The following is a 20,930-nucleotide window of genomic DNA, read 5'->3' as shown; positions in this document are numbered from 1 at the left end:
TTAGGCCTGGAATCCTATGCTGCTGAATTTACTTTAGGAAGTCTAGACAGCATTAAGATTGGGATAATTAAAAAAATGGCCCCATAAATGTAGGGAGCATGTCCTCCAAAATTCCAGTATACAAGTGATGCTATTATAGGACCAAAAACTCTTGATAGTGCGCCTAGGGAGCGAAATATACCAATGCTTTTTCCTTGTTCAATGGCCGGGGTATACATTGATACAAGTGAAGTAAGACAAGGGATGGCCATTGATGAACCAATCGCTAGAAAAAAGAGCCCTGAATATAAAAGAAATGAATTGTGTGCGAAAGCAATTAATATCAATCCTGGTATCAGGAGAAATAGTCCCATAATTGAAACTTTCTTTTCCCCAATGTCATTTGCTTTTCTTCTAACAAATCCACCTTGAACTAGTGCAATGATTACACCAATGAAAATGAACATGTATGCATTTTCCATTGATGTGTAACTTAGTCTTTCAACTGCAAGAAAAGTTAAAGTGAACTCCATTCCAGAAAAGGCCATTAAAAAAAGAAAATATGAAATGTTCGTAATGTTCACACCCTGATAAGGTAGAGGGGCAAAAAGCTTAATTGGGTTAATACTTCGTTGGGCCTCACTGTTACCTCTTTTATCTGCAGGTAAAGTTTCTTTGAATTTTTTTAAAATATAAATAACATTGAATGCTGAAAGTAAAAAAGCAATTAAAGCTGGCATTGAAAATGGATTAACTCCCCAATGACTAAAGCTAGGTAAATGTTTTGTTAAATCAATTAAAGAGAAAATTCCCCCCATGGCCGGCCCAATAATAAAGCCAAGTGCAAATGAAATACCTATAATGGCCATTCCTTTAGAACGATTTGAGTTATCTGTAACGTCGGCCACAACTGCAGTGGCCGTGGAAATATTTCCGCCCATAATTCCACCAATAAATCTGGCCAAGATTAAAAGAGTGAATGATCCTGAAAAAAACCAAAGGAGATAACTTAGGGCCAAACCGGCCACAGAAATAATCAGAACAGGTCTACGACCAATTCTATCTGAAATAGTTCCCCAAATTGGGGCCGCTATGAATTGTAGAAATGAATAAATTGCACCAAGAGCTCCTCCAAAAAGGACAATTGAATTGACATTCATCGCTCCCCCATTCGAAGTAAATGATGTGATTGTATTAAATATAAAATTTAAAAAGAAGTTTTCCCCATCATTTTCTAGATAATATTTTGCTAACGCCGGAAATAGTGGAAAGATTATTGAAAATCCAACTAAATCTAAAAATAAAGTTAGAAATATAATTTTGAAAGTTGATTTTGCTTCGTTAGAAAGGGGAATTTTTTCTAGTTTTGGTTCTTTCATTGTATTTGCCTTCTCTTGTGTTAGAAAATAGTTATAATCTTGAATTGGTTTATTACTAATATTTGCTTTAATATATTCAGCAAAATCTTTGGCCCATAAGTCATCATCGTTGAGACATGGAATGGGAAATATATTTCCTCCATGATGATTTGCTTCTTCGTTAAGTTCTCTTCCTATTTCATCAATCGTCTCTAAGCAATCGGCAACAAAGCTTGGGCAATAAACTGCAATATTTTTATCACCTTGTTTTATAATTTCAATGACTTTGTTTTCGGTATAGGGAGTTAACCATTCTTCACTGCCGAAACGTGACTGGAATGTCATTGTAATTTTATCTTGGGGAAGTTGAACTATTTTATTTTTTATAAGCCAAAATGTTTCAAAACAATGTTTGTAATATGGATCTTTTTTTATGACAACTCTGCGTTTTGGAATTCCATGAAAAGAGATGATGAGATGATCAATATTTTTCCCTTCCAAGGTTGCGCCTTGAATATATTGTTCGATTTGTCTAATTGATCCATCAATAAAGGCCTTAGAATTGTGAAAATGATCTATGACTTCATACCTAGGGATTGTCACCATTTTGCGAAAAACGTTTCCAATGAAGTCAATCACACTACCGATTGTACTTTCAGAGTATTGTGGAAACATGGGTATGAAAATAACTTTTTGGGCAACATTTTTACCGGCCTGTCTATCTTTTTCCCAATTTTCAAAAATTTCTTCAGGACGAGGATTTGAAAGAGCGAAACAGTAATCGATTTCAATATTTGTTTTTTCAAATTCTTTTCTTAGTTTTGAAGAAAAATCTTTTGTATACTCGATAAGGGGAAAGCTATTGTTTTTCCAAATATTTGCATAAAGAGCGGCAGATCGTTTTGGTCGAAAGGGCAATACAAATAAATTTAATATGATTTTCCAGGCCAATGGATTTATATCGACAACTCTAGGATCACCTAAAAACTCTTTTAAATAATGTCTAACAGATGAAATACTTGGATCTTTGGGAGAACCTAATTGGATGAGTACAACTTTTAGAATTTCTGGATGCATAAGTCTATCCTAGGCCCTTGTTTTATGGGTGCAATGCGTTTATATTGTTGCTCAAATGGATCTAACAACAAACTTTATACAAGGGTTAAAAACAAATGGTAAGTAAAAAATCTAAGACAAAAAGTGGTAGATCGAAAAAGGAGTTGGTTAATTTCTCACTTGGTAAGCACTCTACAATTTATCCAACCAACTACTCTCCTGATTTATTAGAGGCCTTTGATAATAAGAACCCGGGGGTTGATGCCTGGACAAGTTTTTTATGTAGTGAGTTTACTTCATTATGTCCAAAGACGAATCAACCTGATTTTGCTCGAATTTATATTAATTATATTGCAGATAAAAAAATGGTTGAATCTAAATCATTAAAGCTTTATTTGTTCAGTTTCAGAAATCATGGAGATTTCCATGAAGACTGTGTCCAAAAGATATGTGATGACCTATTTAAATTAATGAAACCAAAATATCTTGAAGTTATTGGAGAATTTACTCCCAGAGGTGGGATATCTATTTATCCCTTTGCAAGTAGATCTATAAGTAGCAAAAAATATAGCGAGCTTAAAATGCAGCGTTTTACTGAATATGCACCGGGTAAATACACAATGCCCTTACAGAGAATATATTAGAGTTGTTTTTTTATTTTAAGTGGAGGGATCGATGTTTGGACTTGGAATGGGAGAGGCAATTGTATTGCTGGCCATCGTAATTTTAGTTTTTGGAGGAAAAAGACTACCAGAGTTAGGTAGTGCTCTAGGTAAGTCTCTTACAAATTTCAAAAAGGGACTTAGGGAAGACCAAATTGAACATAAGGATGAAAAAGAAAACTAAATTTGGCCCACTTTGTTTAAAAGGCCAGTTTTTATTTTTTCAACGGTTTCATCAAGGTCATAAGGTTTGACGAGAAGTCCAGCTCCGCCGAGTCCATCAATTTCTTCTTCTTTGAGTTCGATGTCTCCAGTGGATAGATAGAAAAGTGTGTTTTGTAATTTATTTTTTTGAGCTAGCTCTTTCAAGAGGTCTCGGCCACTAACCTCTGGCATATTTTCATCACTAATAATGACATCATAAACTTCATTATTACTATTCAAATGCTCCATGGCCTCAACACTTGAAGAGAAGTATTTTACTTGAAAACCTTCCATTTCAAATGAATCCACACAGAGTTCGCCCAGATCAACTTCGTCATCTACGATGAGTATTTTATACTTTGAACAATCCATATGCCCTCTTATAACAAGATAAATTAAATTTATTATAAAGTTTTTTTATGCTAGATACAACAAACACGTTTGATTACTGATCAGCATATATTTATAATATTAATAGGTTAGTGACAATTTCTCAAGAAATAATGAGAAATAAAAAAAAAGGATCCTCTTTAGGATCCTTTTTTATCTATCTGAAAATAAATCGAAATAGAATTACTCAATAATCTCTAGGACTGATCTCTTTTTCAATTTTGTAGACGCGGCATTTAGAATTGTACGAAGAGCGCGAGCAGTTCGTCCTTGTTTCCCAATTACTTTACCTAGATCAGACTTATCAACCTTAAGTTCGATGACAGTAGTTTGTTCACCGTTAACTTCACGCACCTCAACCTCTTCAGGCATATCAACAAGTGCTTTACTTACATATTTAATCAAATCCTGTAGTTCGCTCATCTCTTCAACCTCTCTCACTTGCTATTCAAAAATAAACATTATCTAAAAATTAGTATAGTTGGATTTGCTCAATTATGAAAGTTGAATATCATTTTTTTTGAACAATGAATTTACTGTACTTGAAAGGACAGCACCTTTTTCAACCCATGCTTTAATCTTGTCAACCTTAATATCTACAAGTGCGTTTTCACTATTAGGATTATATTGACCTAGTCTCTCAAGAAATTTCCCATCTCTTGGCGATCTAGCATCTGCAGCAACGATAGTATAAATAGGTTTATGGATTCTTCCTCCGCGTGCTAGCCTAATTTTAATCATGGACTATTCTCCTCATATTTAAAAATTGAATTCTCACTTTCTAGTTCAATTTCTGGGTCAAGTCAATATAAGGAGATGAAATTATTATTTGAAGTAGAGGATTATTTTTTTATATGCGAAATAAATTCGTTTATCTCGTCCTGAAGGTCATGAAAATAGTCTTTTTTCCTAAACTTAACTTCTTTATACTCACCACTCTCGCGAATTTCTTTCAAATGACGCTTAAGATTAAACAGAGGGCCTGCAATCTTATGTGAAATAATAAGGCCGGCGACGAAAAAGATACAACTAAAGGCCAGGGTTCCCAGTCCAAAAGAAAGACCAATCATAAAATAAAATCTCTCTAAGGCAGTTGATATAGGGTGAGTTTGATCTAAGTCTAGGTTTTGTAGTTCAGTAAGAAGTGGACGAAATTGCCAAGTTCCTATGAGAGTGAAAATGATGATGACCAAAATCATAAGAATAAACATAAATCTAATTATACTATATTGAAATTTTGGATTGATTAATAATACCTTCCTAGGATGATGTTGATTATTTTCCATATACTCCTCAAATCGCCATTGCTTGTCCTAAATTACAAGCACTAACTTTTCCCTGATTGTCTGTTTGAGCATAAACTATAGTTCTGTAAACAAAATCTAAGTCTGAATTAACTTTTTTTGTATATTTAAAAAGTATTTTAAGCATATAGGCTTCTCTTCCATCTAATAAAGTATCGATATATCGCAATTGAATATATTCAAGCCTATGGTTATTTGAAATTTTATTACCAGCTCGAAACTGGGCAACACCATTTTGGGTCATAATTGCTTCGAAACTTTTGGTGCTTCCCTTGATTTTTACTCCACCAAAAGTAATTTTACATGACTGTGGATGCTGCAATTGATCTCTCATATACCTGACCGTCGTTGTGATAATCTTGTCGGCACGACCGGTCTTACCTGTGTATTTTTCTCCGACAATCTTGATTGCAGCGATAGCAACTGCTGCTACAACAGCAAGGGCGACTGAAACTTCCGCTACAGAATAACCTTTGGATAATTTCCTACGTTTCCATAAAATAATCATAGGTATATGATAACAAAGATTTGGCAACATAAAAGATTTTTTATTAGAATTTTAGAATGAAAAAACTATTCTTTATTATTTTAATATTGCCTCATCTCCTTTTTGCAAAAAGTGATCCCTTAAGCAATTACATCTCGGGGGGAAAATTTCAATCAGATGCACTACTGATTATTAAGAATAATAAAATAATTTTTGAGCATTACAACTCCCCGTTTAATCAATCTAAAAAGCATCTCTTATGGTCAGTATCAAAAAGTATACTTCAAATTTTACTAGGAATTGCAATCGATGAACGCCGAGTATCCTTGTCAGATAGTCTTTGCAATTATTTCACAAACATAGATACTAGAAAGTGTAATATTAAGGTAAAGCATCTATTGGAATGGACTTCTGGACTAAATTGGTCTGAAACCTATGAAAATTCTATAAAAGAATCTTCTGTTATTGCGATGCTTTACACAGAAAATAAAAGTGGCGTGACACCTTTTATTCTCTCACACCCTGTCATTTCCAATCCTGGTACTCGTTGGTACTACTCTAGTGGAGATACTAATTTACTTTCAGCTGTTCTATCTAAAGTCTATTATGACAAACCACTCTATCCATTTGATTTGCTCTTTAAACCTATGGGTATTACAAATGTCACATTTGAAACTGATCGCAATGGGGTTTATATCGGTTCATCATACTTATATATGACAGCAAGAGACTTGGCCAAAATAGGTTTACTCTTCTTAAATAATGGACAGTATGAAAACCAACAAATTGTTTCAAATGAATGGATCAAATTTTCAACTCAAATCGTCTCAGCTTTTAAAGAAAATCCTGAGAGACAAGATATTAATGACATTCCAGGTCATCATTGGTGGCTGAATCAAGAAATTAGAGAAAAAAATATTCCTAAACCTTGGCCGGCCTTGTCATCAAAAACCATTGCGGCCAGAGGTCATTGGGGTCAACTTCTCATCATTGATCCAACTCAATCAATGGTCATAGTTCGTTTTGGAAACGATCGCAATCAGTCTATCGATTTAAATCACTTTACTCGTTCTGTTGTGAATTTTGCGAGGGAAATAAAATGAACAAAAAGTTACTCTTAATTTTTTTGTTATTTTCGCAAAATTCATATTCATTAAACTATAACAAAAATGGCATCCTAACTGTCTCAACTTCTTTTATCGCAAAAGAAGTTTGTTCCTGTTATTTTGTTGAAAAAAACGACTTAAAATACTGCCAACAAAAATACAAAGAAGACTTCTCCATTTTGAGAAAAATGAATCTTAAGGATAATTCCATAACTATTAGTTATTTAGGAATTATCTCCAAAAGTACTGCATTGTTTCGAAAAAATGAGATTGGCTGCGTACTGCTCTAGGTTATAATAATTGATATGGAAAAACAAAAACAGCAATTGATTCCTAAAAATAAAAAAGGCTTTAGCCTCGTTGAGGTTATGATTGCGATGGGCATTGCCACTTCAATTGGTATGATAGTTACATCAGTAGTTAATCAGGCCCAAAAATCAAGCAATAGTGTTGTGCAAAATACAGAAGCAGCAGGTCTTATCGGGGAAGTAATTAGCTTTCTTTCAGATGAAGATGTATGCAGTAGTAATCTAAGTGTTATTTCTCTTCAGTCAAGTCAACTAGGTCCTACCGATAGTATGGATGAGCTTGAGGATACCTCAAGTCTGGCCGAAGTTAGTGCCTTATATAAGGTTGACAATAGTTCAGGTACCCCAGTTCTTCTAAACACAAGTCCCCCAAGATATTATTCTGGACAAGAATTTAAAACTTCAAAATTTATTTTAAAAAAAATGGGAATGGTTAAGAAGCATGTACTTTTTAATAACACAGGATCAACTGATTCTTTGGTGCATCTTAAGTATTATTTGCAGTTAGAAAGAACTGCGCAATCATTTGGAACAAAGGAATTTTACAAATTCATCACGCTAACGGCCAGGCTAGACTCAAGTAACAATATATCAACATGTGTCGCCAGTGCGATAAGTTCTAATAGTGTATTTCAATATACAAATGGATACTTGGGTGCGTATTACCAGGGTGGAGTTATTGGAATTGGAACTGCCAAACCTGGGCAAAATGAATCACTGCATGTCCACAAAGAAAGTGACACGGCCACTTTGGTGATTTCCCGAAATGGTGAGTCATCTAGTGGCCAAGCAAACGCAGGATTATATCTTGCCTCGGATTATGCTAGTACAGGTAATTTTGATCGAGCTGCAACGGGAGTTTGGGCCATAGAATCAATCTCTGAAGGAAACAGCATCATACCTAATCTTAGCTTCAAATTGGGTGGTATTGAGATGTTAGATGTTACCATGGTGACTGTAAACTCGTTAACTGCTCCTCAACTCACTAGTGCTGGTAACTTATATGCGGGAGGAGGAAGCCATACAACAGGAACAGGAAATGATATCACTATTGGAATAGGTGAATATTCCGATATGATTGCCTATGCAACAAAAAAAGGTATGCCTCTAGAAGATATTTTTGCCATAGGGTGGTGTGACACAGGTTCAACTGGATGGTGTTCTGCTCCTGGATCTACAACTCACTTTGGTGTTGCTATGCCAGGTGGTGCTGGGCGAGTATTTAATCTTTATGGGAGCAATGGTACGCCTGTTGGCCTTTCAGCTTCTGGAAATCTTTATACTAATTTTGATCCTTCAATGATGATAGGTTTTGGTGAATATGGAAAAATGCTTGAGGATGGAAATGCTTGGGGTGTGCCAGCAAACGCTGTTGTAGGAATCGGATGGTGTTCAGCTACTAATTGTGGGGGAACTACCCAGATCGGAGCAATGATACCTGGTGGAGATAGTTTCTACATTTACGGAACAAATGGTGTAAATGCCCACCTAGGTGCAAGTGGATCAATTTATGCATTTAACGATGCAAGCAGTAGCTTCGGAATTGGAGGAAATCTAGCTGACCTTTCTGCTGGAGGGAGTAAGTATTCTTCTTTCGTATACGGTTTATATCTAGATGCCGGAAATATTACGACAAACTTTCAAGATGTCGATACCGAAAAGTTTGCTGTAACTGCAAGTCTACTGGTAAACAAAGACGCCACCATCGAAAAAACGCTCACGGTTAATAAAACATTAACAGTAAATGATAGCGTGTTCATATCTGGTGGAAATGTCTCTATCGATGGAGCTGTAGGTATTAATAACAATAGTTTAAGTGTAACTAACGGAAATATTAGCGTAACTGGTTCTGCTCCTTCACTTGGAATCATTACTGGTCGTTTAATACAAGCAACATCTGATGAAAGTTTAAAAACTGATATCAGACCTATAAAAAATGCAGTTGAGGCCTTGATGAAAATCAGGGGAGTAAAATTCAATTGGAAAGATGGTGATGAACCTAGTATGGGAGTAATCGCACAGGAAGTAAGAAAAGTTTATCCAGAGTTAGTTATTGAAAATGAAAAAGGTGTACTAACAGTAAATTACTTAGGACTTATAGGCGCATTAGTTGAAGCAATTAAAGAGCAGCAAAAGCAAATTGATGATAATTCCAGAAAGATTGATGAAATCCAATGGAGACTTAATAAAATTGAATCTAAATAAATCAAATTTGAGCATTTGTTTTACTCTAGTATTTGTCATAATACTATTGTCCTTTGACTCTTTTGGACATAATTCGGGCGATTTTTCTCATAGTATGACTGGTGCAAACTGTACTGGCCCAGTTGATTGCACTCCAACTTGCGTTCCAGCATGTGATAGTCAGTGTACTGAAAGATGCAATATTGCTTATTATGGTTGTAAGAAAGTTGAATTTAACACTTCCATCTCATTTGATGATCTTCCAGTGAATATAAATTTTTATGGTGGTCCAAATTGTACAAATATTGCATCTTCACTTCGAATAGAAAATCTGCCATTTATAGACGATACTTGGCTAAACAATGCACTTATGACTATACCTGGAACAGCTAGTTTAAAAAATCCAACAAATTCCACATGGACATGTCAAGCAATGCATTGGCATGAAAAAATTGGTGGAATTAGATATGGAGATCCATGTCCAAAATGGAAATATATTACAACACTAAACATTCAACAAGGCCAACTTGATTTACAACAGTCCTATGGAATTCGCTGGCCTGTTCCTTCATGCGGGAGTGAACCTACAGTCGGAAGCTCTTGTACAAACAATGGATATGTTTGCTATGGTTGGCCAGGTTGGAGAGATGGAGGTGATGATATGAGAAAAAATTTTTAAATGCGAATAAAATTAAAACCTATAAGATACTCCGATTTGCCATCTAAATCCTTGTACATACTTTTCGTAGGTATATTCCTCGACTGAATCATCAATGGCCTCTCCTCTCCTATAATAATCAAAAAAAGCACGAGCGCCCCAACCGCTTGCTAGATAATATTTTGCCCCTATTCCAAAACTTAGTGCTAAGTAATCTTCAGGGTAATTGGCATCCCTTTCGATATTATTAAGTGAAGAAGAAAAGGTTTCATCACCATTTCCTCTACCTACAGAGCCTCTAAAATAAAGGATTGGTCTACCGAAAGAAAACGCATCATTAAAAAAATGGTAACTTAGACCAGCTCCTAATTCGAGTGTAGATATATTAATCTTATCCCCTTCAAAAAAATACATCTCTTGAATAGTTTTTTGGAAGTATAGATCTATGGAAATAGAACGATAAAAATCTTTGGTTTCAAAATATTTTTCAATACCACCTGTTAAATTTACAAATGTCAAACTACCACTTTCACCATCTGCTCTAGAAAAATTATCATAATCAGATTCAGCTCCAAAAAACTGGAGTCCCAAATGGCCATAGATCTCTAAAGAGGCATCAGTCATCATTCCACTACTCATAACAATTGGAGCACCATCATTCATCATAGCAGCAACTTCTTCCTTAGACATTCCTGGTAAGGATTCTCCAAGTGGATTTGCATCCTTGTTGAGTGTTTTAGTAGGATCTTCAGTAATTTTAACAGGTGAAGTTATTTTGATATTGACAACTTTTTCTTGAGAAATTTCATTAGGATCCACAACCCTATAAAGTGACCAAATTGATCTTGAGGGTGAAACTTTTACCACTACACCTCTGGCCAATATTCCTGTTGTCAAAAAGAATTTGGCATGGTCACCTTCAACCAGTCCATCTTCAATTCCTCTATTAAGTAAAACAGTCTTTTTAGATTCTGAAATATCCAAAAATCTAACTGTTAGCTTTTCATCAAGTTCGAGCGAAAAACTAATTTGTGGTAAAAGATAGAGTATTAAACTACTTAGTACAGCATATAATAATCCATTTAGAATTACTGTGTTTTGTTTTTTTTCATTAGCAGGCCTGTCCATCCCTAGTTCCTTTTTGCTAATCTTAAGCTTTTAAAAATATACACTAAACCCAACATGTACTTTAGTATCGGCAACTCGAGTTGAGTTTTCAATATTTTCTGCCATTACTTCATTAGCGCGCATTTCTACCACATCATAACTGGCCATCAAATGGAGGCCAAAACCAAATTTAAAGAGCTCATCTAGCTCATCCCCGCCCTTAAAACGAAATTTCACGCCAATTTGAGCACTTGGGATAGTAAGAACAAGAAAGCTGTAATCGGCACTTAATTCCTGTCCACTCACTGTTGAGTTTCCATTTTTAATTCCAAGACCAACAAACCAGGCCATTTCGTCAACAGCAGAAGGTAAATTCCAAAAATAATAGTTTACAAAAGCAGATAATAAAAACTCATTGGATTGTACATTTACAACATCTAGCAAATAATAATTAACTGCTGATTCTAAAGAAAATTGTAGTGTCCATTTATCCATTGAACGAGTGGCCCTCATAAGGTGGAACTCATAACCGGCCATAAAGGCTGTTCCAAAACCAGCATCAACTTCCTCAGAAGTTGGTGAATTTGGTGCAATGTTTCTACCTAGTCGGAAAAAGAACTCATTAGACATTCTATTTTGTAAGGCAAATTGTCTTCTTTTAATTTCATTTAATATCCCGGTACGTACAAAATATTTTCTAAGTTCATAATCATTAAACTCAGAAGACCAAAGCTCTGGATCATTTTTAACTTTTGCAATTGCCTGAGGATCAACTGTGATCTTTTTTTTCTTATAGGCAACATATTGGTCAAATGTTGTCATAGCTGAGAGATTTTTTTTAAGTTCTTTAATATTTTCATCACGTCTTTCTTCTTCATATAGACCAATAAGGCCATATTCGAGACCATTAATTTTATTCTCTTGTCCTTCGATTTGTTTTTCAAATAGTCGTTGATTATACTCTGAATCCAGTTGCTTATCATCAACATCACTCAGTTCATCATCTACAAAAAGATCATTTCTGCTAACTTCTTTGCCTAATCCATCCTTGTCAATCTCCCCATAATCATCTATCCCTGAAATATTTTGTTCCTTAAGTTCTTGTACTTCAGTTACTTCAATATCTCTATATTGGTTGTAATTTTCTGGGGAGACTTCATCTGTTGCTATTAAATTATTTTTTCTAACAATCATATCTTCAGGCATTCCAATTTCTTTTTCAATCAGTATATCCCCTAAATCGGTCTTATTTCTTTGATAAATTTTACGGTGCCTTTTTCGATATTTATCTCTACCGGCCAAGTTCGTTCCCCTCTCAAAAATTTGAAGAATTTCACCCTTTCTTATGTCATCTGGTATCACATTATCATTAGCAACTCGCCAAATTGAAGTCTTATCAAAAACTTTAACACACTCAGCGATCATGGCATTTTTAATATAAGGATGATTTGTCCAACGCTTTGGATCCTTATTATAAATTCTGTAATCCTTAGTTATTTCTACTGGCGAATCTGTATCAAAATCTTCATCATCAGTTAAAGAACTTTTTCCTGATCCACTCAATGTCTTAGAATTTGGAGATAGTTTTATTCTTAACATCTTATAAAATTTTCCATACTCTCCTTTTTGAATCCCATCAACCCTACCTAATTCAAGAATCATTGTCTGACGGCTTGAACTAATATCTGAAATCTTCCCATTTAATGTTTTTGCAAAGACAGTTGAGAAATTAAAAAAGATTAAAAAGCAAAACATATTTGCTTTTGCAAAACTCAATACAAATCCTTTTGAGTAGAATTCTCTCATTACTCAATTATAACACATAGCATTTATTGATGTTTGAGCATTTTGAATGGGAAATTATTGCTTTTACTTTAGCACAAAGCGGAAAAGGTTGAATCTATACAAAAAGCCGTGTAAAAAGATAAAAATCATTTTTGAGGTACACGTGGCAAAAAGAAGAGAAAAAAAGCAATTTTATTTCTATGAGTGCTCCATCACTGGAGAAAAATTCAAAACGACAAGAGAAGCACCCCATGCTGAAGAACTTTTGTCGGTTAAGGCCTTTTATGAAATGAATCCTGAAGAGGATGATCGTCCAGAGGCCGTCAAAAAATCTCAGGCATATGTAGAGCCTGAACCTATTGAAGAAGAAGCAGAAGAAGAACTAGAAGACTAAAACATTCATTTTTACAAATTGAAAAGAGGTTGATCATGGAAACAAGAGAAGTCATCATCATTGGTTCAGGGCCTGCTGGATACACGGCCGCATTATATACTTCAAGAGCAAACTTAAGTCCTCTCGTTATCGAAGGGCACGAACCTGGTGGCCAGTTAACTACAACTACTGAGGTTGACAATTTTCCAGGTTTCCCCGAAGGAATAATGGGGCCAGACTTGATGACCAATATGAAAAAACAATCTCAAAGATTTGGCACAGAATTTATCCAAACAATTGTAAAAAATGTCGATCTCTCAAAAAGACCATTTCATGTTATTTGTGAAAATGGCAATGAATATAAAGCTCAAACATTGATCATCTCTACTGGTGCATCAGCAAAATACTTAGGCCTTCCCAATGAAAAAGAACTTATTGGTAGAGGAGTAAGTGGTTGTGCAACATGCGATGGTTTTTTCTATAGAGGTAAGGAAGTCTTTGTTGTCGGGGGTGGCGACACAGCTATGGAAGAAGCAACATTTTTAACGAAATTTGCCAATTCTGTCACGATTGTACATAGAAGAGACTCTTTTAGAGCTTCAAAACCTATGCAAGACAGGGCCCTAAGTAATGATAAAATTAAAGTTCTTTGGAATAGTGAAGTTCAAGAAATCATCGCCGATGAACAAGGTGTGAACTCACTTAATATTTTCAACAATCTTACAAAAGAGAACACAATCGTTAAGGCCGATGGACTTTTTATGGGAATTGGCCATACCCCAAATACTAAGTTTTTAAACGCTCAACTTAAAACGGATGAACACGGGTTCATCGTAACATCAAATGGCCCAGAAACAAGTGTGAGTGGGGTCTTCGCATGTGGAGATGTTCAGGACCCCTATTATCGTCAGGCCATAACAGCAGCAGGATCTGGTTGCCAGGCAGCGATTAAGGCAGAGAGGTTTTTAGAAGAATTTGGAAATGCCTAATCTCTTGTCCAAAAATTGATCTGAAAACTTTTTAATTGTATATCTGAAATGTATAAGCTTCCAAAGCTCTCTTGTGCCCCATAGGGCCTAATGTTTCTGTATTCTATACGATCGATCCGATCAGCAATGCGAATGAAAGGTATCTCTACACCATTAATGGATACACTTGTATTACTATTTTCACTGAAATGAATTCCCTCAATATTGTAACTATACTCGAGAAGCTCACCAAAAAGAGGTTCTAATAAATTAAAATCAACTAAACTTAGCTCAATTGGATCGACTTCATCATTACTATCAGCTTGATTAACGTAGTCGATGAGATCTTCAAATAATTTGAAAGCTTCTTCAGGGATGGCCTGCCCAAAAACTTCATTCATCTGTTGATCACTAAGTGGAGAAATTTGTGCAAATCCGTCTGGAAAAACTAAATTTAAAACTAAAATAAATAATAACTTCATGAAAACTCCCTTTTTAAAGTTTTCATGAGTCTAATATTTAAAAAATATATTTCAGATGATTTTAAACGACATCTCTAAATAAAAACAATTTTCTAACAAGACCATAATCATCCAAACATAAACCCAAAACAGTTTGAAAATTATTCAGTATTTCTATGAGCAAATACAGATTTTCATTAAAGTACAAAGTTAATATTCTTTACTTAATTACTTAGATATGACTTTTGCCAAATTCTATAATCATCAACACTTTTATCTGGGCCAAAAAGCTTTTTCCAATCTTTATCAGTAAAAGTTCGAAGATCAGTTAAAACCAGAAAATCAAGCGAACCAAAACTTTTATCCATGCTTGCAGCTACAATATCTGTATTAAATTTAACAATATATGGCCTAACTAAAGAAGGTGGATAAACAAGTTCAGGTTTAATATTTGGTTGGGTCAATTGGATGTGTTTGATTGTATCTGAATAGGGATGAAGCTTTTCTAACTTTTCAGAAAGACCGTTTATCTCTCCATCAATATATTCGTTAATGACTTCTGAAGAGAGATACTTAAAAGTTTTTGTATAAGGGTTAGGAGGGTGAACAAAGCTTTTTATTTTTACATCTTTTGGCCCAAACTCTCTGGTTAAAAACTTTTCTGAAATCTGTAAGGCAACAGGTGAATAAGAGCTACTAAAACTAACACATCCAACCGCGTGAATAATACTTGGATTTTCATATAAAAATGCAGCGATCGATTTAAAATTAAGATCTAAAAGACCTACCGAAGATTTTCCATTTCTGTACTCTATCCCAATGGCAGTACGGCCGACGTCAAGAACATCTCCTGGTAAATATTCATGAAGTTTGGGATCAATTCCAAAGAGTTTCATGGTATAGTACTGTTCGCCTCTTTCAATAAACTCACTTGTATTAACTAACCTTGAAACTGCTGCTGGTTGTTTTTTTTCAATGTCCCAAATAATTTGTTGGAAATATTCTTGATCGAACTCATCAATATCTGAGACGTTCTTACTCCCCTCATTGACTGTTTGAAATGCATGATTTCTAAAAAGTCCCAATTGATACATGAATTCAGGCGTAAGATCTTTTCCTCTAACAATAGTTGAAACAAACCCTTTTTTTTGAGCATAAATTTTGACGTTCATATCCATTAGTCTATCAAACTCACTACTTAAAACATTATGGTCTAAAGGAGGAAGAATTCTTTTTCTTTGTTTGAGTTGAGTCGACCATTTTTTGAATGGATTCTTCATTCTTTGCGTATTTAAATCAAATTTTTTCTGAGGAGCATGCAGGTATGTTTTGGTATAAAGATAGTTAATAACTTTCTGTGGGCCCATTCCTTTAAATTTTTTGGCCGAAATTGGAGTACCTAATATAAGAGAAACTGTCGTATTTCTTTTTTTTAAATACTCCTTAGGAAGACTGGCCAGCCCAAGTAGATTTTCAGGAAGATGGAGTTTTCTAAGTAATGGATTCAAAATACCATAAGAATAAAAAGCATTAGAATTTCTACCAAGGGAATAAATGGGAATGATTTTAGTTTCTTCTGGAGCGTCTAAAATAAGTTGTCCTTGCCTAGCATTCCATTCAGGATCAAAGATTCCGAGATGATTTATTTTTTTTAAGATAGAAACATTTTTTTCAATAATTCTACCATGGGTATCGATTTCTAAAAGGTTTCCCTTGGAGTCTCTAGGAGATAAGTTTGAAGTAAGCCTTGAAACGGTTCCGGCACTATATCTCATAATGACATGGCCATCTTTGAGCCATTGTTTTGCCTCTTCCATTATATGGGCATTATGCGCTCTTGTTTCAGCGTTTGAAGGGCCGATTATTTTTAGGGCCAGGACTTGGTCTTTAATTTCAGGGAAGATGTAATGAAGAATTTCATTACCAAGAATTTTAAGATCTTTTCTACCGGCCCCATAGACGGCGGCGTAGGCCGTTACAATGGCCTCTCTAAATCCACTTATGTGATTTCCGTCTAAAATCGCAGGCCCTTCTTGAGGGATATTAGTGAGTCTATTTTCTTGGAACTCTTTTGGGCGGACATTTGGCCCATAGATCTCAGGTATTTCAAAAACTTCTGGTGAAACTTTATTGGCAACAAGAGCCATTTCCCAGAAGTTGTCTGGTCTAATTAATTGATTTTCTCTGTAATAGGAAAGTATTTTGTTTACCTCTGAAATACCACTCCATTTATCAAATGCCTTAATTGCGTATTTTGCCCCTTTTCCTAGACCGTGCTCATCTTTTTTGGTCAGATCTAATAGAAGATCTTTACTTGAAAAGGATAATTTATTTTCACATAATTTTGATATTGATGGGGTGAGATGCTCATGGTTATTTTCGGCGAATGTGATATTGAATACACAAAAAAATAAAATTCCATAAAATAAAGATCGGTTCACGATTAAAACACCTTTTTAAACTTTAGAAAAAATGTTTAGTGAACATAGGTTGTCTATACTGTCGTGTCAAATACAATCTCTTTAACAGTGCACCGAAACATAACAAGTCATTACTTTTTTTGACATAAACTCTTGGAATCATAACTGTTTAGAAAATATTAGTTTTTTATTCTTCTTTCTCTAAAACAATCGGAATCACAGAGCGCCAATACCTGCCTGAGACAATTTCCCAGATGGGTTTTAATTTATCGTCATTGATATCGTTAACGACATAATCGTTTTCATCTTTAAATTTATCATTGATTGGAGTGGTTGATTTTGAAGCGGATTTAATGGAGTTGAAATCGTATTTTTTATTTTTCCCGAATGAAATTTTTCCATTTCCAGCTCCTTGTTTGAGTCCTCCTGAAGTATAGCCGAGTTTTTCTTTCGCATCTTTAGATATTTTATCGAGTTTATCTTCTATTTTGCTATCAGTTATACCAGATGCATTTTTCAATACCGAAGCAAGTTGAGCTCTATCTTTGGGGGAAAGTTTGCCTATACTACTTAAAGCTGCTTTCCTAAAATCTTCAGACAACTTCACTCCTTGTGCTTTCTCATTGGCAAAAGATTTTGCAGCATCACTATTAGGTTTGTCTTTAATAATATCTTCTTTCATTTTGTCGCTTAATTTCTTAAGCTTTGCGGCACTTTGTTTAGCTGCTTCAACATCAACCTCTGGAGTTGTTGGTCTATTTCCGGCGAGATTTGTAGTATCAGAGTTAAGCATTTCTGCCCAAGTCGTTCCAACTCCAGCGACATCTTTACCGAGTATATCTTTTGTCTCATCATGAGTTGTATAGGTATTTTTATATGGGTTAGTACATTTGGGGTCAATTTTTATATTATTTCCAGTTCCAGTATAACAATCTTGAGTGACATTAAGATTAGTATAAACTGATCCTGGTACTGCAGAGACAATAGTTGTATCAGGTAGATCAATTCCTTCATTTGGGTTAATTCGAGGGTCGGTCCCATCATCTTCAGTTTGGGTGCTTGGTGCACCTTGCTTGATTTTATCGAGATCAGAAGTCAAAGTGTCATAGTCATTAATTCTTTTTTTGTACTCTTTTACAATCTTGTTGTGTTCGTTTTCAATTAAAAAAGAGATACCTGCAGTAGTTGCAAATAACACTGCTCTTGCTTGGGGTGTAATAATCGCTTTTCCATCTCCCAAGAAGCTAATACCCACTTTTTCAAAAACCGGCTTTAGAAATTTACCTAATATAGCAGCTATAGCGTTCGAATAACCAGCAGTAAAAACACCTGTCGCAATCGTCCCAGCTCCCAATAAATTGCCTGTTGCTTCGTCATTTGCATAGACAGGAGTAAACAATTTATTAAAAAGCATTTTTGCAAGTTTATATCCTTCTTGTTTTTCATTATTTCTCACTGAAGAATAACTTTTTCCAGAATAAAACATTAGCTTTTCCAAATACATTTCAAAATTTGCATTTGGTTCATTCAATACCGAATTAATTGCAAGTAATTGAAGCTCTAACTGATTTATTGGATCACTATTTTTATTTGGATTATTTTGAGCAGCTGGCACGCAGAGACTAAGACCTTCACTAATACCCAAACTTGCTGCAACTGCAGTAGATTCAGCAATAGCTACCCCCATCGCTGTTGTAAACGCCCACCCCAAGTTATTGTATAATTTAGCTCGGTCTTCAGCGTCTCCTTTTGCTGATTCTGCCTGAATTTTTGCTCCCTTTAAATCCCCAATTTGTTTTTCAAGTTGATCCCCTAAAGTAACTTGAAGTTGTGCTCTTGATTTCTTGTCATACTTCCCCCAATTGACGAGCATATCAATCAGAAAATATGTTGCCGCTAATCCATAGATAACTCCAGAATAACTCAAGAAATTTCCTTGGCATTCAGCTACAATTATTGCCCCTGATACACCAATTACCATCATATATAATGTTTGCAAGATAAAAGCCCATATTTTATTATTTGCTTCTTTACCTGATGATGAAGGGTCTATGAGGGACGCGATTTCATTTTCAACTGATACACCTGTAGATTGATAGACATTATACTGCCCCTCAACTTCCTGCTGACATGTTTGCACAGCTATTCCACGTCTCACTTCACAAGTTAAATCAGTTGAATCAGTACAAGCAGGCTCATTAGTATCACAGTCAGAGATTTTTGCTTCTTTTTCTACCATCTCCACTTGAGTTAAATCCCGTCCATATGCCTCAAAGATTATGAGTTGATAAAATGTTAAAGCTATGATGAAAGATATTATTCTTCTCAAAAATAAATTCACAACTAATCCTTTGGAGATTTTCAGTCTTCTTTTCGACAAGAAACTCTAGATATTTGAAACTAAATCATTTAACGGCAAATTTTGACTGTTCTCCCCTCTTGCCCTATTTTATCAGCATTTCATGAGATTTCTTAATATTAGGTCTCTTCAATTAATAATCAACTAGTTGCAAATCTCCCCCATGTCTCCAAAAATTGGCACTTTTTATAATTCATTCAAAATTTCATGTTTGTATATTCAATAATTTGGAACGTATTTATGACATTTTATGAAGATGACCTATCCTAGTTTCAAGAATGAAACAGTTAAGAGGTTTGAAACTTGAAAGGACTAGTTTTAAATTACATATTTATGATTTTAATCACAAGCTGCAATGGTTCAGGTACTGCATCTTTTAATGCTCCTGAAGTTTCTGGCGGTAATAGTAGCAGCACCTCAAATGGAAGCAGTGGAAGCTCTGGAAGCTCTGGAAGCTCTGGCTCAAGTGGTGGCAGTCTAAGCTTTTCTGGTATCAGCACTATCAATTCAATAGACGACGTTAGCGCTACCATCAATTGGAGTGCTTATAGTGGGGCAGCTCAGTATAACATCTTTAGTATAAGTTCAGGAAGTGCAACTTTTGTAGCTTCTACTACGAGTGGTTCAACAAGCTACAGCTTAACAGGACTTTCAAATAACACTTCATATACTTACAGAGTAAGAGTAATGGATAATGACGGAAATTTCGACTCAAACACCAACGATGTATCTTTCACTACCAACTTAGCTCCTGATATACCAATTAGTGTTTCGATGCAAGACCCTTTAGCTTCAAGCGGTAGTGACGATACTCCCACCGTACGTGTTGGCGGAGTTAAAAGTGGTGATACAATCAAGCTTTATAGTGATAATACTTGTTCAACTCTCATTGGTTCTGCCACTTCAAGTGGTTCTACTGTTGACATAACCAGTTCAAGCTCTCTTTCTGATGGAAATTACTCGTTTTATGCAAGTGCAACAAACTCAGGTGGAAATGAATCAAGCTGAAGTAGTGTTAAAGCTGATTATGCCCTCACATCTCCATCTTGCCCAACAGATTATGTTCTTGTTCCTGGTGATGCAACTGTAGGAGCTGCAAGTGATTTTTGTGTTATGAAGTATGAAGCGACTGTTACAGGAGGAGTTGCTACTTCAGTGCAATCTTACGCTACAACGACAGGCTTAACTATTTCTTCAGCAAAAACTTATTGCACCTCTCTCGGAGCAAATTATGACTTACTTTCAAATCCAGAATTTATGGCCATTGCTAGGAATGCTGAACAACAGGATGTAAATTGGACAGGAGGAAATGTTGGGTCAGGTTGTCTTTTTAAAGGTCGTACCTATGAAGACAATTCTTGCGGGACAACAGGCTCAGATGCAACTCATCCTAAAAGAATACTCACATTAAGTAATGGCTCTGAAATTTGGGACCTTACTGGAAATAAAAGAGAATATGTAGATTGGACTTTAGGTGGAGCTCTATCGGGAATAAGTACAACATGCAGTATGAGTTTAATGGATTTACCTAGTGTAAGCTGCGCTGATGTTGCAGATAACGAATTTAATACTTATAATGGAACATATGATAAAATTTATGGAGTTGGAACATTTTCAATTGCCTCTGGATCTGTTTATGTTTCGCGTGGTGGATTTAAATCAATAATAGGTGGATACGATGCAGTTGTATCGGGACTATTTTATTTTTACTCGGCAAACGGTTCATCTTCTGACCAATTTACAGGTTTCAGATGTGTTTTC

At 35.2% G+C, this 20,930-nt stretch carries 21 protein-coding genes; 10 read left to right on the top strand and 11 right to left on the bottom strand.

Annotated elements, in window-relative coordinates; all coding sequences use genetic code 11:
* Nucleotides 1-14: 14 nt before the first annotated feature.
* A complete protein-coding gene (gene hemH / locus H6622_15330; GenBank protein ID MCB9062893.1) occupies nt 15-2,414 on the bottom strand; it encodes a ferrochelatase in 2,400 nt (799 codons plus the stop codon).
* Nucleotides 2,415-2,509: 95 nt separating this feature from the next.
* Here hemH and queF point away from each other — a divergent pair, with 95 nt between their 5' ends.
* A complete protein-coding gene (gene queF / locus H6622_15325; GenBank protein ID MCB9062892.1) occupies nt 2,510-3,037 on the top strand; it encodes a preQ(1) synthase in 528 nt (175 codons plus the stop codon).
* A gap of 31 nt (nt 3,038-3,068) precedes the next feature.
* Nucleotides 3,069-3,239: a twin-arginine translocase TatA/TatE family subunit gene (locus tag H6622_15320; GenBank protein ID MCB9062891.1), complete on the top strand. Its 171-nt coding sequence runs from the start codon at nt 3,069-3,071 to the stop codon at nt 3,237-3,239.
* Here the strand turns inward: H6622_15320 and H6622_15315 are convergent.
* The 5 genes from H6622_15315 to H6622_15295 all read right to left on the bottom strand — a co-directional run bounded on the left by H6622_15315 (nt 3,236) and on the right by H6622_15295 (nt 5,461).
* Nucleotides 3,236-3,631, bottom strand: a complete 396-nt coding sequence (locus H6622_15315) for a response regulator (GenBank protein MCB9062890.1) — start codon at nt 3,629-3,631, stop codon at nt 3,236-3,238. The genes H6622_15320 and H6622_15315 overlap by 4 nt on opposite strands.
* 201 nt (nt 3,632-3,832) lie before the next feature.
* On the bottom strand, nt 3,833-4,072 hold the full coding sequence (locus H6622_15310) for a KH domain-containing protein (GenBank protein MCB9062889.1): 240 nt from the start codon (nt 4,070-4,072) through the stop codon (nt 3,833-3,835).
* 72 nt (nt 4,073-4,144) lie between these two features.
* Complete coding sequence (gene rpsP / locus H6622_15305) at nt 4,145-4,390, bottom strand: 30S ribosomal protein S16 (GenBank protein MCB9062888.1); 246 nt, start codon at nt 4,388-4,390, stop codon at nt 4,145-4,147.
* A gap of 101 nt (nt 4,391-4,491) precedes the next feature.
* Entirely contained in the window at nt 4,492-4,935 is a 444-nt protein-coding gene (locus H6622_15300) for a hypothetical protein (GenBank protein ID MCB9062887.1), read from the bottom strand.
* Nucleotides 4,936-4,942: 7 nt separating this feature from the next.
* Nucleotides 4,943-5,461, bottom strand: coding sequence for a hypothetical protein (locus H6622_15295; GenBank protein MCB9062886.1), 519 nt, complete (start codon nt 5,459-5,461; stop codon nt 4,943-4,945).
* 56 nt (nt 5,462-5,517) lie between these two features.
* Here H6622_15295 and H6622_15290 point away from each other — a divergent pair, with 56 nt between their 5' ends.
* The 4 genes from H6622_15290 (at nt 5,518) to H6622_15275 (ending at nt 9,717) form a co-directional block, all read left to right on the top strand.
* Entirely contained in the window at nt 5,518-6,543 is a 1,026-nt protein-coding gene (locus H6622_15290) for a serine hydrolase (protein ID MCB9062885.1), read from the top strand.
* Complete coding sequence (locus tag H6622_15285) at nt 6,540-6,836, top strand: hypothetical protein (GenBank protein MCB9062884.1); 297 nt, start codon at nt 6,540-6,542, stop codon at nt 6,834-6,836. The genes H6622_15290 and H6622_15285 overlap by 4 nt, the downstream gene beginning before the upstream one ends.
* Before the next feature lie 15 nt (nt 6,837-6,851).
* Nucleotides 6,852-9,059, top strand: coding sequence for a tail fiber domain-containing protein (locus H6622_15280; GenBank protein MCB9062883.1), 2,208 nt, complete (start codon nt 6,852-6,854; stop codon nt 9,057-9,059).
* Between the two features lie 94 nt (nt 9,060-9,153).
* The gene (locus tag H6622_15275) at nt 9,154-9,717 is read left to right on the top strand and encodes a hypothetical protein (protein ID MCB9062882.1); all 564 of its coding nucleotides are present in this window, start codon (nt 9,154-9,156) and stop codon (nt 9,715-9,717) included.
* A gap of 12 nt (nt 9,718-9,729) precedes the next feature.
* Here the strand turns inward: H6622_15275 and H6622_15270 are convergent, their stop codons facing one another.
* Entirely contained in the window at nt 9,730-10,824 is a 1,095-nt protein-coding gene (locus tag H6622_15270) for a hypothetical protein (GenBank protein MCB9062881.1), read from the bottom strand.
* A gap of 30 nt (nt 10,825-10,854) precedes the next feature.
* The gene (locus tag H6622_15265) at nt 10,855-12,609 is read right to left on the bottom strand and encodes a hypothetical protein (protein ID MCB9062880.1); all 1,755 of its coding nucleotides are present in this window, start codon (nt 12,607-12,609) and stop codon (nt 10,855-10,857) included.
* 142 nt (nt 12,610-12,751) lie between these two features.
* Here H6622_15265 and H6622_15260 point away from each other — a divergent pair, with 142 nt between their 5' ends.
* The gene (locus H6622_15260) at nt 12,752-12,982 is read left to right on the top strand and encodes a hypothetical protein (GenBank protein MCB9062879.1); all 231 of its coding nucleotides are present in this window, start codon (nt 12,752-12,754) and stop codon (nt 12,980-12,982) included.
* 35 nt (nt 12,983-13,017) lie between these two features.
* Complete coding sequence (gene trxB / locus H6622_15255; protein MCB9062878.1) at nt 13,018-13,950, top strand: thioredoxin-disulfide reductase; 933 nt, start codon at nt 13,018-13,020, stop codon at nt 13,948-13,950.
* On the opposite strand, the gene H6622_15250 is transcribed toward trxB, so the two are convergent.
* The 3 genes from H6622_15250 to H6622_15240 form a co-directional block, all read right to left on the bottom strand.
* Nucleotides 13,947-14,411: a hypothetical protein gene (locus tag H6622_15250; protein ID MCB9062877.1), complete on the bottom strand. Its 465-nt coding sequence runs from the start codon at nt 14,409-14,411 to the stop codon at nt 13,947-13,949. The two genes, trxB and H6622_15250, sit on opposite strands and share 4 nt — an antisense overlap.
* A 203-nt stretch (nt 14,412-14,614) precedes the next feature.
* Nucleotides 14,615-16,831, bottom strand: a complete 2,217-nt coding sequence (locus H6622_15245; protein MCB9062876.1) for a GNAT family N-acetyltransferase — start codon at nt 16,829-16,831, stop codon at nt 14,615-14,617.
* A gap of 166 nt (nt 16,832-16,997) precedes the next feature.
* The gene (locus H6622_15240; GenBank protein MCB9062875.1) at nt 16,998-19,151 is read right to left on the bottom strand and encodes a hypothetical protein; all 2,154 of its coding nucleotides are present in this window, start codon (nt 19,149-19,151) and stop codon (nt 16,998-17,000) included.
* Between the two features lie 351 nt (nt 19,152-19,502).
* Here H6622_15240 and H6622_15235 point away from each other — a divergent pair, with 351 nt between their 5' ends.
* Both H6622_15235 and H6622_15230 read left to right on the top strand, forming a co-directional pair.
* Complete coding sequence (locus H6622_15235; GenBank protein ID MCB9062874.1) at nt 19,503-20,177, top strand: hypothetical protein; 675 nt, start codon at nt 19,503-19,505, stop codon at nt 20,175-20,177.
* Nucleotides 20,178-20,282: 105 nt separating this feature from the next.
* The coding region (locus H6622_15230) for a hypothetical protein (GenBank protein ID MCB9062873.1) at nt 20,283-20,930 on the top strand (648 nt) is incomplete at its 3' end.

It is taken from the genome of Halobacteriovoraceae bacterium (assembly GCA_020635115.1).
GTDB lineage: Bacteria > Bdellovibrionota > Bacteriovoracia > Bacteriovoracales > Bacteriovoracaceae > JACKAK01.
Note: the sequence above shows the minus strand (reverse complement) of the source record. Positions and strands in the feature narration are given on the sequence as shown.

Excerpts from the sequence above, each read along its gene's own strand:
- H6622_15285 (MCB9062884.1), top strand. The coding sequence starts at position 6,540 with ATGAACAAAAAGTTACTCTTAATTTTTTTGTTATTTTCGCAAAATTCA.
- H6622_15320 (MCB9062891.1), top strand. The coding sequence starts at position 3,069 with ATGTTTGGACTTGGAATGGGAGAGGCAATTGTATTGCTGGCCATCGTA.
- H6622_15300 (MCB9062887.1), bottom strand. The coding sequence starts at position 4,935 with ATGGAAAATAATCAACATCATCCTAGGAAGGTATTATTAATCAATCCA.
- queF (MCB9062892.1), top strand. The coding sequence starts at position 2,510 with ATGGTAAGTAAAAAATCTAAGACAAAAAGTGGTAGATCGAAAAAGGAG.
- hemH (MCB9062893.1), bottom strand. The coding sequence starts at position 2,414 with ATGCATCCAGAAATTCTAAAAGTTGTACTCATCCAATTAGGTTCTCCC.
- H6622_15280 (MCB9062883.1), top strand. The coding sequence starts at position 6,852 with ATGGAAAAACAAAAACAGCAATTGATTCCTAAAAATAAAAAAGGCTTT.
- H6622_15295 (MCB9062886.1), bottom strand. The coding sequence starts at position 5,461 with ATGATTATTTTATGGAAACGTAGGAAATTATCCAAAGGTTATTCTGTA.
- H6622_15290 (MCB9062885.1), top strand. The coding sequence starts at position 5,518 with ATGAAAAAACTATTCTTTATTATTTTAATATTGCCTCATCTCCTTTTT.
- trxB (MCB9062878.1), top strand. The coding sequence starts at position 13,018 with ATGGAAACAAGAGAAGTCATCATCATTGGTTCAGGGCCTGCTGGATAC.
- H6622_15235 (MCB9062874.1), top strand. The coding sequence starts at position 19,503 with ATGATTTTAATCACAAGCTGCAATGGTTCAGGTACTGCATCTTTTAAT.
- H6622_15310 (MCB9062889.1), bottom strand. The coding sequence starts at position 4,072 with ATGAGCGAACTACAGGATTTGATTAAATATGTAAGTAAAGCACTTGTT.
- H6622_15275 (MCB9062882.1), top strand. The coding sequence starts at position 9,154 with ATGACTGGTGCAAACTGTACTGGCCCAGTTGATTGCACTCCAACTTGC.
- H6622_15270 (MCB9062881.1), bottom strand. The coding sequence starts at position 10,824 with ATGGACAGGCCTGCTAATGAAAAAAAACAAAACACAGTAATTCTAAAT.
- H6622_15250 (MCB9062877.1), bottom strand. The coding sequence starts at position 14,411 with ATGAAGTTATTATTTATTTTAGTTTTAAATTTAGTTTTTCCAGACGGA.
- rpsP (MCB9062888.1), bottom strand. The coding sequence starts at position 4,390 with ATGATTAAAATTAGGCTAGCACGCGGAGGAAGAATCCATAAACCTATT.
- H6622_15315 (MCB9062890.1), bottom strand. The coding sequence starts at position 3,631 with ATGGATTGTTCAAAGTATAAAATACTCATCGTAGATGACGAAGTTGAT.
- H6622_15265 (MCB9062880.1), bottom strand. The coding sequence starts at position 12,609 with ATGAGAGAATTCTACTCAAAAGGATTTGTATTGAGTTTTGCAAAAGCA.